Source organism: Loigolactobacillus iwatensis (assembly GCF_003950295.1).
Classification (GTDB): Bacteria; Bacillota; Bacilli; order Lactobacillales; family Lactobacillaceae; genus Loigolactobacillus; species Loigolactobacillus iwatensis.
This window is the reverse complement of the sequence record NZ_RHNP01000030.1, coordinates 1-12,434: the sequence shown is the minus strand read 5'-3', so window position 1 is coordinate 12,434 and position 12,434 is coordinate 1. Positions and strand designations below refer to the sequence as shown.

The 12,434-nt window shown below is 40.4% G+C and carries 11 protein-coding genes; 4 read left to right on the top strand and 7 right to left on the bottom strand.

Annotation, left to right across the window (positions count from 1 at the left end):
* Nucleotides 1–219 precede the first annotated feature (219 nt).
* Complete coding sequence (locus EKM98_RS08425; protein ID WP_125982020.1) at nt 220–420, bottom strand: DUF2187 family protein; 201 nt, start codon at nt 418–420, stop codon at nt 220–222.
* Between the two features lie 270 nt (nt 421–690).
* Between EKM98_RS08425 and nrdI the strand changes: the two genes are divergently transcribed.
* Nucleotides 691–1,149 carry a class Ib ribonucleoside-diphosphate reductase assembly flavoprotein NrdI gene (gene nrdI, locus EKM98_RS08420; RefSeq protein ID WP_125982018.1) on the top strand — a complete coding sequence of 153 codons (459 nt, stop codon included), beginning with the start codon at nt 691–693 and terminating at the stop codon, nt 1,147–1,149.
* 150 nt (nt 1,150–1,299) lie between these two features.
* Here the strand turns inward: nrdI and EKM98_RS08415 are convergent, their stop codons facing one another.
* Both EKM98_RS08415 and EKM98_RS08410 read right to left on the bottom strand, forming a co-directional pair.
* Complete coding sequence (locus tag EKM98_RS08415; RefSeq protein WP_125982016.1) at nt 1,300–3,135, bottom strand: DUF2207 domain-containing protein; 1,836 nt, start codon at nt 3,133–3,135, stop codon at nt 1,300–1,302.
* A 56-nt stretch (nt 3,136–3,191) separates the two neighbouring features.
* Nucleotides 3,192–3,881, bottom strand: a complete 690-nt coding sequence (locus EKM98_RS08410; RefSeq protein ID WP_125982014.1) for a hypothetical protein — start codon at nt 3,879–3,881, stop codon at nt 3,192–3,194.
* Between the two features lie 183 nt (nt 3,882–4,064).
* Here EKM98_RS08410 and EKM98_RS08405 point away from each other — a divergent pair, with 183 nt between their 5' ends.
* Together EKM98_RS08405 and EKM98_RS08400 are read left to right on the top strand one after the other, a co-directional pair.
* The gene (locus EKM98_RS08405; RefSeq protein ID WP_125982012.1) at nt 4,065–5,999 is read left to right on the top strand and encodes a M13 family metallopeptidase; all 1,935 of its coding nucleotides are present in this window, start codon (nt 4,065–4,067) and stop codon (nt 5,997–5,999) included.
* Between the two features lie 393 nt (nt 6,000–6,392).
* Complete coding sequence (locus tag EKM98_RS08400) at nt 6,393–7,136, top strand: C40 family peptidase (RefSeq protein WP_125982010.1); 744 nt, start codon at nt 6,393–6,395, stop codon at nt 7,134–7,136.
* Nucleotides 7,137–7,257: 121 nt separating this feature from the next.
* On the opposite strand, the gene EKM98_RS08395 is transcribed toward EKM98_RS08400, so the two are convergent.
* The 4 genes from EKM98_RS08395 to EKM98_RS08380 form a co-directional block, all read right to left on the bottom strand.
* On the bottom strand, nt 7,258–7,530 hold the full coding sequence (locus EKM98_RS08395; protein ID WP_125982009.1) for a hypothetical protein: 273 nt from the start codon (nt 7,528–7,530) through the stop codon (nt 7,258–7,260).
* A gap of 531 nt (nt 7,531–8,061) precedes the next feature.
* Nucleotides 8,062–9,378, bottom strand: a complete 1,317-nt coding sequence (locus EKM98_RS08390; protein ID WP_125982007.1) for a C1 family peptidase — start codon at nt 9,376–9,378, stop codon at nt 8,062–8,064.
* Between the two features lie 493 nt (nt 9,379–9,871).
* Nucleotides 9,872–11,608 carry a DUF438 domain-containing protein gene (locus tag EKM98_RS08385; protein WP_125982051.1) on the bottom strand — a complete coding sequence of 579 codons (1,737 nt, stop codon included), beginning with the start codon at nt 11,606–11,608 and terminating at the stop codon, nt 9,872–9,874.
* Nucleotides 11,595–11,837, bottom strand: a complete 243-nt coding sequence (locus EKM98_RS08380; RefSeq protein WP_125982005.1) for a DUF1858 domain-containing protein — start codon at nt 11,835–11,837, stop codon at nt 11,595–11,597. Before EKM98_RS08380 ends, EKM98_RS08385 begins: the two co-directional genes overlap by 14 nt.
* Nucleotides 11,838–12,205: 368 nt before the next feature.
* On the opposite strand from EKM98_RS08380, the gene EKM98_RS12245 reads away from it, so the two are divergent.
* On the top strand, nt 12,206–12,331 hold the full coding sequence (locus EKM98_RS12245) for a hypothetical protein (protein ID WP_263853847.1): 126 nt from the start codon (nt 12,206–12,208) through the stop codon (nt 12,329–12,331).
* The last annotated feature ends 103 nt before the right edge of the window (nt 12,332–12,434 follow it).

Sequence of the window (12,434 nt, the reverse complement as noted above, 5' to 3'; positions counted from 1 at the left end):
TTTTTGAAAATTGTTTAATGAAAGCGAATCCAAGTGGCACTATTATTAATTAAGATCAAAATCAGATTTAGAATCTAAGCTTACTAGCATTTTCCTGACTAATTTGGCGTAAACGTATTTGAAAAACAGATTCCCAGGATTGGCTACAACAGACGAATCCGCGGAAGCTAAGCACTTTTCCAAACACTCCCTATTGAACAAAACAAAAAGTCCAACACACTATTCAACTAACTTCATTTTGGCCAAACTAATCACGACCTTGTGTTGTAAATCATCAAAGTTGATTTCATCTGTTTTGGCATAATCAGTAATATTAACTAACGCCGAATTATCGTACACTTTTTCCACTTTACCTGAAAAATCAGCTTCCATATTACCATTTGCCTTGCATCGAACAGTGTTGCCTATTTGGATCTCCATAAAAATCCCTCCGTATTGTGCAATAAATAACTTAGGCAATATATTAACGCGATTATTTTTAGATTGCAAGAAAAATTTATGCCTTTTTAAAACGTCCCTTTAGACTTTTTTTCTAAATAGTAACTACCAAATTAAACATAGCGCCAAGTAGGTCCTGACATCATTTTTTACCCGATTTAATATTTTTCAATGGTTAGCGTAAACGTGTTTGAAGAGCCAGATTGTGTTAAATTAAGAACAGAAATCATCTTATACCTAAAGGAGTTCAACATGTTAAACATTTTATATATTTCAATCTCCGGTAATACGCGCTCTTTTGTTGAAGATTTACAAACCTATGCCGCAAAAAAACACCAAGAAGATGCCAATGAGCCACTGATTAGCCTCAAGGAAATTTCGGAAGCAACACCTTACGCCGATGAAACGCAGGCCTATTTCGCCTTTGTACCCACATATTTAGATGGTGGTAACGGGATTGATAATGGGGTCGATGAACTGATGACCAACGCAATGGGTGAATATATTGCGTACCATAAGAACCGCGACTACTGTTTAGGCGTCATTGGCTCCGGTAACCGGAACTTTAATGAACAATACTGCTTAACTGCAAAAATGTACGCCCGTGATTACAACATGCCATTTATTGGTGATTACGAATTACGTGGAACTAGTGCTGACGTTAAACGAATTTACGCCATTTTAAAGGACCGACAGACTAAATTAGTGTAATCCTAAAAAAACAATGTTCTAGCTATTTAAAAAATAGTCGAACATTGTTTTTTTTGATTGTCTTTTAAGAATCATTTGCTAGGAAGACCTGAAAAGTACTTTTGTAAATATTCTTCTAGCCAATTTGGCCTAAACACTTTCCAAATTGGTCTAGAAAGCGCCACCGCCGGAACCACCGCCAAAGCCTCCAGTGCCACCACCAGAGAAGCCACCGGAACCACCGCTAGTGCTTGAAACTGAATTAGCGGCGATACTGGAAGAGAATGTACTCGTGAAACTACTGCTAAAATCAGTACCGGCAAATGCTTGCGGGTAGATAAATAATGGGTAGCCAATTGGTAAACCAACGCGTAACTGTTCATCAGAGAAATTGGCCTTCAACGCTGCAGCAACTTTTTTGGCCGAGCCAAACGCAACTGCATACGGTAAGATCTGCTCCCACAATATTAAATCACCAACTTTTGCGGTATCAAAATGGCCAATATCGCGTAACATTCTATCAAAGCCGTGAAGTTTTTCAATTGCTTGACTACCTGATTGAACATAACGTGGCAAATGGCTCACTTTAACTAACCAAACACCCCAACTAACCACTAATAATAAACCCGCAATAATACTGATCGGCCAGGTTAACGAACTATTTTTTGTTCCAGTTGCAATATAAAAATCACAGACAAGCGCAATCACAGTAAAAATACTGCTAATTAGCGCAAGTGTAAAAGCGTGGGAACGAACTAACTGATTTGTTTCATTGTTAAAACCTAACGCAGTCGTCTGTTGTCGCTGGTGAGTCACCCAACTAGAAAAGGCATCACTCAACCTACCATTTTGGCGTCTACCATAAGCCTTAATTTGATCCATTGTAACTGAACCTGCTTTACCGATCTGGTTAAATAACAAATCAAAAATAGGTTGTTTTAAAGTAGCGGCCAGTAATTTGGCCGTTTTGGTAAGTCGATAAGCTTTGTGATCTGCTTCAATCACAATCTCACCTTTAGCCGCTAACGCCATTAATGTCGCCGTAAAAGCCTTTGCATCTGGACCATCGCGCTTCAATAGGCGCTGAGCAACTGCTGGTGAGTACGGCGGAATATCAAAACTATGTGGAACTGGCGTGGACTTAGGGTAATGATCAGCAGGATGCCGCGTTAGCCAGATAAGTTGATAAATCAAATTAAGTGCGGCAATCGCCAAGGCCGAAAACGCAATAATAATTGGAATTCGCCGTTGCATTTCCCGCTTCTGATTGGCCTCTTGGGCAAATTTTGCCTCTTGCTTTTGAATCTTGTGCTTCATTTTTTTGGTACTTCGTTGTGGATTTTGTGCTGTTACCGTTGTCGGAAACAATAAGCGACTTTGAACAAAAGTTTTTGCAGGTACTTCCGCCACTTTCATCACCACACGCCCATTTTTCCGATCAACGGTTACTTGCCCATTTAGCGGACCATGTGCCCATGCCTGCAAGCCTTGAACGGAATTTTGCGGCAGTTGAATCGTAATGTGAACATTATTAAGTGGAACTTCCCAACCGGTACCAATTACCTTCCAATTCAACGTGGCTGTATCGGCGTAGTTGGTAACCACGCCATTTAGCTGGTAACGATAAATAAAAGTAGCCGCATGGTTACTAATCGGATGAAAAACTTTTAACTGATAGGCATCATCAGTCTGGGTTGTACTGAACGTATTAGGCGCCTCGGTTGTATTCTCTGCCAACTGTTGTTCATGACCATCTTCGTCAATTGCAACCTGCGGATTAACTAATCCCTTGATACCGGCAATATCTTGTTTGTAATAGACACCGTTAAAATCACCATCAAAATTATAGCGGATTCGTTGGGTCACTTGCGCGTCACCGTTCTTTGTCACGTTAATATTGACTGAATAATTAGTAATATTATAGCTTTTCGCCGCAGCTGGTTGTGCCCAGCACATGACCATCAACAGGCCTAATAACACGATTAACCACGAATGCTTTTTTAGCATATCTTCACCTATCCTCACTTTAAAGAGTGCTTGAAGAGACGCTCAGTTTGTGAGCATCAGCTACGTAAAAAGGCCAGCGGATCAACATTAATTTGGCTAACGTCGCCTGCCTGATAAGAAACAGCCCCGCGCTCACCTTGTTGATTCAACATAGTGACCTCAGGCGTGGCCAAGACTGACTGACCTAGGTCCGTCTGTTCTTTTTTTGTGTACGTTCTTAACTTCGCTCGAATTAATTTATTTGAACTGGTTGCATTCACGTCTTCCAATTGATAAAGCTGTGGGACCGTTTGAAATTGGGTGGAGTGCTTATTTTTATTGACGACTGGCACGGTATGCGTTGCAGCGTAGGTCAAAGCAGCCAAATAATCCTGCTTGGTTGACCGTAATTGACCTTCTAAGTAACGAGCGATAAAGTCTTTTTCATTATAGAGACTTGCAAAGTAACGGACAGTCCCTTTAAACGCAAAATACTTTTTTGTTGCCGTTGCATCACCAATATAGCTTACCAGGATGACGTGGCCTTTATGATCATTAGTCACTGCCAGCGCTGCCAGCCTCTGTCCCGTTTGTTGAATGTAAGCAGCCGGAATTCGATACTTCTTACCTTGATACTGATAGTTTTCGATCTTGCCAGCGTACGGAGCCACGTAAGTTGTTGTTTTCTTAGCCGCTATGACTGGTTGATTAAAAAGTAAAAGTAGTGAACTAATCAAAACCAAATTACCCCAAAATTTTAATTTCATAATACCTCCACATAACCTATTTTTATCATCATACTTGTTTTTCAGAATGACTGTCAATTGACGCCACAATTAAATACCATCACTAATGTAAAATAAAAGTAACTTTATTTTTTATTTTACACTTAATCCGTGTATCATGGATTTTAAAGTGGTATTAATTGATACCTATGGAAGGATGATTTGATGACGCAAAATAAGACAACAACTAACACTGCAACACCGACTTTGAAAGATGACTTCTATGAAGCAATTAACGCTGATTGGTTGAAAACAGCGACAATTCCGGCCGATAAACCAGCAACAGGCGGTTTTCAAGATTTAGTTGATGAGATTGATAAAACCTTAATGGCCGACTTTAAGCAGATGAATGCTGGCCAGCTGACTGTTCCTAATGAACAATTAGAATCTTTCTTAGCTTACTATCGTTTAGCGGCCGACTTTACTAAGCGTAATCAAGATGGCGCTGCACCGCTGGAAACTATCCTGGCACAAGTTACTAACTTAACTAGCCTAAAGGATTGGCAAAATAATCTGGCCGAATGGATTTTAAGTGGCCTGCCAACACCGTTTGATATCGACGTTGACGCCGACATGAAAAATACTAAAATCAACACCTTATTTGCCAGCGCACCCAGTCTGATCCTACCAGATAAGACCTACTACGCTAAAGACAACCAAGCTGGCTCCCAACTACTTCAAGTTTTCAGTCAAATGATGACTAAGTTATTTACATTGGCCGGTTACCAAACAGCCGACGCAGAGAAAATCATTTCGGAAGCACTGGCCTTTGATAAGTCACTTGCTCCTCACGTTAAGAGTGCGGAAGAAAGCGCGGATTATAGCAAAATGTATAATCCCCAAGATTTTTCAACTTTCACAGCAAATAGTCACTCGCTTGATTTAGGTAGTCTAATTAAACAGCTGGTTAAGGGCACACCAACACAAATTATTGTGACTGAACCTAAATTTTACGCCGCCTTTGATGAAATGATTAATGATACTACCTTTCCCTTACTAAAGAGCTGGTTGCTAGTTCAAACGATTCGAGGATTTTCAAGCTATCTATCTGAAGACTTCCGCCAAACTGCTGGTATTTACGGTCGCGCACTTTCTGGCAGTAAAGAAGCCACGAAGCAGCAAAAAAGTGCCTACTATTTAGCCTCTGGTCAATTTGATCAGGTTGTTGGCCTTTATTATGGTCACAAATATTTTGGCGCCACCGCTAAGCAAGACGTCCACGATATGGTCACCAAGATGATCAGTGTCTATAAACAACGTCTAACTAATAATAATTGGTTATCCAAGGCGACTCGGGAAAAAGCCGTGATTAAGCTTAACAATCTGGGTATTCAAGTTGGCTACCCTGATCAGTTGGACCCCTTGTACAAATTATTCAAAACAAAAACTGCGGCCCAAGGTGGTACCTTACTGGAAAATACACTTAACTTTGTTCGAATTAGCCAGCAAGATCGCTTTGCAAAATGGCAACAACCTGTTGACCGCGATAAATGGGAAATGAGCGCCGCAACCGTAAACGCTTATTACCATCCATTCCGTAATATTATCGTTTTCCCAGCCGCAATTTTACAGGCACCATTCTACAGCTTGAATCAGCCTTCCAGTGCGAATTACGGTGGTATTGGTGCAGTAATTGCGCACGAAATTTCCCACGCCTTTGATAACAACGGTGCCTTATTCGATGAATTTGGTAATTTACACAACTGGTGGACCAAAGCAGATTTGGCGCAATTCAAAGAAAAGGCACAAGCAATGATTACTGAATTCGCCGGCCTTCCGTTTGCAGGTCAACAAGTAAACGGTAAATTAACCGTGTCGGAAAACATTGCCGACGCTGGTGGCCTAAGCTGTGCGCTTGAGGCCGCTAAAGGCGAAAGTGACGTCGACCTTTCTGTCTTCTTTACCAACTGGGCAACCATCTGGCGGACCAAGGCGCAACCAGAATACCAACAACTATTATTGGCGATTGATGTCCACGCACCCGCAAAACTACGGGCCAACGTTCAAATTCAAAACCTTGATGATTTCTTCACAACCTTTGACATTAACCAAGGTGATGGCATGTACCTAGCTACTGACAAACGTGTTCACATTTGGTAACAGAGTGGGCCAAAAGTCGCTTTTGGGTTTACTGCGTAACGTAAGCTAATCCAATAACCGGACTATGGTTGTTGGATTAACTGCAGTTAGGCACGCGAACCCAGACTTTTGGCGCACATTCTAGAATAATTAACGCAAAAATAGGTAAATCAAAAATAGTTACTTCTTGATTTACCTATTTTTGTGCAGGCTACTAACTTAGTGATCATTGGTAATGTATTTCAATCAACCAATTAAATCATTTTAGCGTGAAACTGTAATAGTTTGTAAACGAGTTGTTATCATGAAGTCACCACTCTGTAACCTAAAATGTTTATGATGATAAATGTTGAGATTAAGAACTGATGTTAATTCAGTTCTTTACATAAATGGCAAATAATAAAGGAGTACATTATGATTATAAATTTCAAGAAAAACTTACTAACTATCACGGCCACTGGTATCATGGGCCTTTCTGGTGCAGCCCTTTTCGGTGCAACAAGTGCACACGCTGATGCTGCCGAATATAACCCCCAAACCGCACAAACAACGGCTTGGTATTCTTCAAGCACAAACAACACTACACCAACTGTCACTCCTGCGAGGACACAAACGACACCGACTAACGTTACTTACACTAACAACTCAAATAATACTCAGGCGACAACAAGTAACACAACTAGCGCCCAAGTAGCACCTACTAATGCTGCTTATACTGGCGGCTCAAATGCACAGGCAACATCTGCTACTGTAAATGCTCAAACAACACCGACGTCCACAAGTACCCAAACAACCGCTGATGCACAAGCTGCCATCAGTGCTGCCATCGGACAAGTTGGCACACCTTACGTTTGGGGTGGCACTACGCCAGGCGTTGGTCTTGATTGCTCTGGCCTTACCCAGTACGCATTGGCTCAGGCAGGCGTTAATGTTGGTCATTATACCGTTGACCAGGAATCAGCCGGCGTTGCAGAACCACTCGATCAATTACAACCTGGTGATTTAGTTTTCTGGGGTGCCCAAGGTGCTTCATACCACGTTGCCCTTTATATTGGTAATAACCAATACGTTAGCGCACCACAACCAGGCCAAAACGTTGAAATTCAGACAATTAACTCTTATTTCCAACCTTCATTTGGTGTCCGGGTTAACTACTAAAAATATACTAAATTACAATTGAATTTCTTATTATCAACTCTTAGCTACTTGTAAAAAAGTCGCGACAAAATTTTGTCACGGCTTTTTTTGCGCTAAATATTTTTGGTTAGCGTCCATTTATTTATTTTTCAATCATAAAAGTGGTATGCGAATAATCATTGGAATCTTTCTGGTGCTCAACAGTTCCCCGCTCAACCTTTTTTAGTGTGATCGACTGTTGGTTAAAATTTAATTTTTGATCGGTATGTTTAACCAGCAGTTCCTCTAAGGCATCCGCCTCAACTGGATCGGTTAGTTGAAGCTGCCAATGATGCGCCGTTTCCACTAAACGTCCAGAATAATTGCCAAGTTTCTTACCATCAAGATCTTGTACCACAATTTTTTGTATCTGCATATTAAACACCTTCCTTAATATCGACTATAACATCGACCAAAGGAAGTTCTCAAGTTTTTTGCATAGTCTAAGCACCAAAATATTTGGCCTAATGTTGCCAAGCAGCGGTCTAATCTATTTTTAACGAGGCACGCGGTCACAAAAAATAGGTTGCTGCCTTGAATCCCAACCTTGTTTATAATATCGCTGGACAAAAAGCGTGCTTTTCAAATACATTTATTTGAGTTTAGTCTAAAAAATATCAACCAAGGTAAGTTAATAACAACATATTTAAAGAGTAGGCTAAAAGTCGGTTTTGGGTTTATGTTCTAGAGTACAGTAAAAGGCTAGGACATTTGTCCCAGCCTCGAGGGTCCTCAAGCTTAAATCATATTTGTGCGTTGAAAGTGATGGCTGTCTTTTTTAATTACGGACTTGAAGTCCCAGAGACTATGTTCGATCTTAGCTTCACTCTCAGTGTAACCAAAAAAAGTTCTGATGTTAATCGATTTTCATCGATTAACATCGGAACTAATCTTAGATTGTTTATATTTAAGCCATCGAATCCCAAGGTGTTAGTTCAGTGGGCGTCACTGTTAACATTTTTTGTTGCGCTGGCGTTAGGAACTTCTTGTTTATGACCGTGTGGTAGACAAAATTATCAAACCAATCATCGCTCATTACAAAATAACCCTTCTCACCGTTCTTGTCACCCCAGGAATTTTCAACCTTCCATTTAGTTGGTTGATCATCAACTAAATCAACACCAGTTAACGTCATTGCGTGAGAAACAACTGCTTCACGGTAAGTCAACCGATCGGCCTTAGACAGGCTGAGATCGATACCAAATAATTCAGCTCGCTTATAAAGCTTAGAATCAAGCAAGCCTTCTTGGCGATTCATTTGTTGTAAAACGTCATTACCAAACCAGATTGTTTCTCCGGCCTTTAATTGCTGAATTGTTAGCGCCTTGAAAGTTGCAAGATCAACATTTAAGAAAGTCACGTGTTGACCACCAATGACGTTGTCCTCCATTGGTAATGTATAAAGGCGATTAACCGGCTTATCTGGTGAATTAATCAGCACAACGTAATCACCAAGATCACGCGTAATATATTTTTGAGCAAAAAGCTGTGGTGTCAAATCATTTTCTCGATGATATTTTTTATTATCATCTCGATAAGTGAACGTAAACGTTGCCGGCACTTCGCCAAAAGTATAAGTGCACATTCGGTAGACCTCACTAAGCATTTTTTGCTTAGTCTGCGTTATCTTGCTAGCCGGTGCCTCATTTTGAACTAGCCTTCGTAAATTAACTGCATCATGGCGTAGTTTAAGTCCCAATACTTGACTGAATTCGGCAGTATTTTCACTATTAAAAGTTTCTGGCATAACCGCCTTCGGTACCGCACCGTATTTTTTGATAAGTGCTGCGGCATTATCCCACTGGCCACCATCGTCATCAGGCATTTCTAATAGCCAAGTCACGATTCGACTATCCGCTGGTTCGATAGCAGTTGCCAAAATATGCTCATAAAAGGCGTTGGCTTTTTCAAAACGATCCCAAAAGGATAAATAATTCTCGGAGAATTCAAAATCTTTCAGATTAATTTGCTTGGCCACATCGTGCCGAATGGTGTTCAACGTTGAAAATAACCAGCAACGACCACTTTTCTTTTGATTAGACACAGTACCAGTATCTAATTCTAGTGAAAAAGCACGATTTAATTTAGCCTTAACCGCCGTATCTTCACTTGCAGCATTAATACCGTTGTTCATGACCGTCCGTTTAACTGCGGCACCACCAGGAACTGCCTGATAAGCGGCCTGATAGCTTTTTATATCCTGTAATGTCACTTCACGACTCATTAATACGTCCACTTCTTTCCGGGGTTTATTGTTTTTAATTTTAGGCCAAAGTGAAATTAATGACAACTAGCAACACTTAAAACAAAAATGTGCCTATTGTTCGTGGAAAAGTAAAAGTGGCCCGAACAAGAGTCCCAGCCACTTACTATTTCCGAATATTATTCTAGAACATACGCTAAAAGTCTGGGTTCACGTACCTAACTACGGAAGTGTTTGTAAAAGTGCCCAGGCTCCGAACATTACTGCCGATGTCGATCGGACTAAAATGGACCGAAGGCTGAATCGCAGTCAAGTACGCTAACCCTGATGCTTCAAACATTGTCCATTCAACTATAGCGAAAGACGCCAAGTTGAAACATGACAAGCACAAGAAGTTGCTTTTTCAAACACGACTACTGCTATTTCAATAACTATCATCTGGTTATTGGATTAGCTTACGTTACGTAGTAAATCAAAAATCCGACTTTTATCCCACTCCCTACGAATTTCATTTTTAAAGACGTTTTTCGCCCTTTAAATTCATAATCTCCGTAATTTCTTGAGTTACCTCAAGACAGCCAAGATAATTATTTTGGGGATCACGCATTGCAAAATAGCGAATATAGACCATCTTTGTTCCATGTAAATTAATCCAAAAATCGGCGTGATCTTGCGCACCACTACGAAAATCATCCAAGATAGTTTGAACCTTACCCATACTCTTTGGTGGGTGACAGTTAACTACCGCTCGTCCAATAACTGTTCGTGTTCTAGGGAAAACCCGATCACCATTGTCAGAGAACCAACGTACAATATCATTGGCATCGACGAATGTAACATCAAGTGGTAAAACGCCCAAAATGGCCGTTAACTGCCGTAAATCTAAATTACCCGTTGGTAGTACAATCGTCGCGCTGTTGTCGGCCCCAATTTCTAAATGTGTTTGTGGCACTGGTTTCTTGTGCCGTTTATTAGTAGTTGGTCTGTCTTTATCAGCCAGCATCTTTTTAACAAAATCAGGCATTCCTGCCGGTTCATCAGTTGCCTTAGGTTCAGTTACTTTTTCTTCTACTGCTTCAGCAGCTTTTTCCACCACTTCGGCCTTTTTAGGAGCTGTAATATTCACGTCAATTTGTTGCCTTGCATCATCTTTGGCCGGCGCTGACGCCTTAACTTCACCAAACTCAGCACGTAAATGTAGTGGTAGCGCATTAATTGCTTCAGGATCATTTTCTTTGGCTTTTAAATCGGCCGGAATTGTGGCCGCATTTTCCTTTACAACATCAGTCATCGCATCAACTGTATCCGTCATTGCTTCACTAATCGTTGCCTTAGCATCTTTTGTAGGTGCCTTTCCATCCAAACCTTGTTGATCGGCTAAAGACTGCGCCATTGAATTCAATTCTTGCGCCATCTTCGAGGGTTTGCGTTTGGCCGCCTCTTCAATATCTTTTTGTGAAGGGTGCCATGGTAATGGATCGGGAATCAAAGTATAGCCAACTTCATCACTTTCGCTGGCAATTAGTTCCCAGTCTGCTGGTTTAAAAACTTCTGCAACCATTGGCAATAGAATTTGTTCTTCCTTAAAGATCATTTCTTCAATCTCTTTGGCAACTTTTTCAATGGCTGCTTCAATATCATATTTTGCTGGCATTGGCGTGGTGTTAACCAAACGAAGGGCATCCTTAATCCAGCCCCGAATTTCATCATCTACACCCCACATAACCTTTGGCGGTGCCGTAATACCGTACTTGTCCATCAACGGAAACAATAAATTCTCTTTCCGGGCATAATGTAAATCAATTGTTTGTAAATCTTTTAAAGCATTTTGCATTCTGGTTAAGTATTGTTGGTCGGTCGCTGTTGCACTATCGCCATTAGCTGACTGCTGCCATTTTTTTAAACAAGGTAACAATTCATCGTCCAATAGTGAGGTCAAAACAACGTTCTCCAATTTCATTACTGCTACAGGATGCCCTGGTTCATCCTCGGCACTCATAGGTTTAGTTGGATTGATTGATCCTTTAAAGACTGCTGCGTGAACGTTACATAAATTTTGAATTTCCATTGGATTCAGTCCACTGCCAATTAATTCCCGTTCTGCTGAAGTGATTTCAGATACGTCGACACTGGAGAAAGTAGCATCAAAAATCTTTTTGGCCTCATCAAAACTACCACCTGCATGTAGCATTTTCAGAATTTCGACAATCTTTTTTTGCCGAAAAACACTGTTATGTTTATTCTCCGGCATCATTAATCACCTCAAATCCAAGTGCCTTCAATTGGGCAACAATTTCATCTAATGATACCTTTTTCAGAGCTGCTCCCTTTGGAATGGTCATGAAACGTCCTGCAGTATTCAGCATTGCAGGATTTTTTATTTCTTTCAAACCAATTCCGTACAAAATATCTGCAACTTCAGGGTGTGCCGTCACTAATTCGTAAACCGTCTTGCTTAAATCAATCGTGCCAGTTGTCATCAACATTATCCCCTTATATGTGAAAATACCTTCGTATTAAAATTCTATTTGATGAGTCTAAGTATAACAGGCGGGTAGCCAATTGAGAATACTTCTCAATAAAATTAGGGACTTCCCCACAACTTGATCTAATGACTAACGGAAACGTAACGGTATTTTTGATGAAATCGTTTTGCCATAAGTCCAAGCACATGCTGTCAAAAAGTTATTGTGAGTAACTGCTGCCTAATCTTAGAAAATTATGAAAGAAAAATTTCTTCTATCTTCTTATGGCTTTTCTATCAAAAAGTAACCAGGCTCATTGCAAACAAATTAATTTGCGTTATGATGGAAACACGAAGTTTTGACCCATAGTGAGGTGACACAAATTGAAATACACTAAACAGCACAAACAAAAAAAGACACAAAATACAGACACAACTTGGAAAAAATTTAAAAAACAGACTAATAATCTAAGCGCTCACCGCCGTGGTGTTCGTTCAGGTGGTCATTAAAAATTAGATCTCATTCTAATCTAAAATAAACAATCTAAGATTAGTTCCGGTAAGAACTGGTGAGTTTTCCAGTTCTTACCGGATTTTTCTTTTTGTCCGTTAC

Bases quoted from the DNA above. Each gene is read 5' to 3' on its own strand.
- EKM98_RS08425 (WP_125982020.1), bottom strand. From the start codon at position 420: ATGGAGATCCAAATAGGCAACACTGTTCGATGCAAGGCAAATGGTAAT.
- nrdI (WP_125982018.1), top strand. From the start codon at position 691: ATGTTAAACATTTTATATATTTCAATCTCCGGTAATACGCGCTCTTTT.
- EKM98_RS08415 (WP_125982016.1), bottom strand. From the start codon at position 3,135: ATGCTAAAAAAGCATTCGTGGTTAATCGTGTTATTAGGCCTGTTGATG.
- EKM98_RS08410 (WP_125982014.1), bottom strand. From the start codon at position 3,881: ATGAAATTAAAATTTTGGGGTAATTTGGTTTTGATTAGTTCACTACTT.
- EKM98_RS08405 (WP_125982012.1), top strand. From the start codon at position 4,065: ATGACGCAAAATAAGACAACAACTAACACTGCAACACCGACTTTGAAA.
- EKM98_RS08400 (WP_125982010.1), top strand. From the start codon at position 6,393: ATGATTATAAATTTCAAGAAAAACTTACTAACTATCACGGCCACTGGT.
- EKM98_RS08395 (WP_125982009.1), bottom strand. From the start codon at position 7,530: ATGCAGATACAAAAAATTGTGGTACAAGATCTTGATGGTAAGAAACTT.
- EKM98_RS08390 (WP_125982007.1), bottom strand. From the start codon at position 9,378: ATGAGTCGTGAAGTGACATTACAGGATATAAAAAGCTATCAGGCCGCT.
- EKM98_RS08385 (WP_125982051.1), bottom strand. From the start codon at position 11,608: ATGCCGGAGAATAAACATAACAGTGTTTTTCGGCAAAAAAAGATTGTC.
- EKM98_RS08380 (WP_125982005.1), bottom strand. From the start codon at position 11,837: ATGACAACTGGCACGATTGATTTAAGCAAGACGGTTTACGAATTAGTG.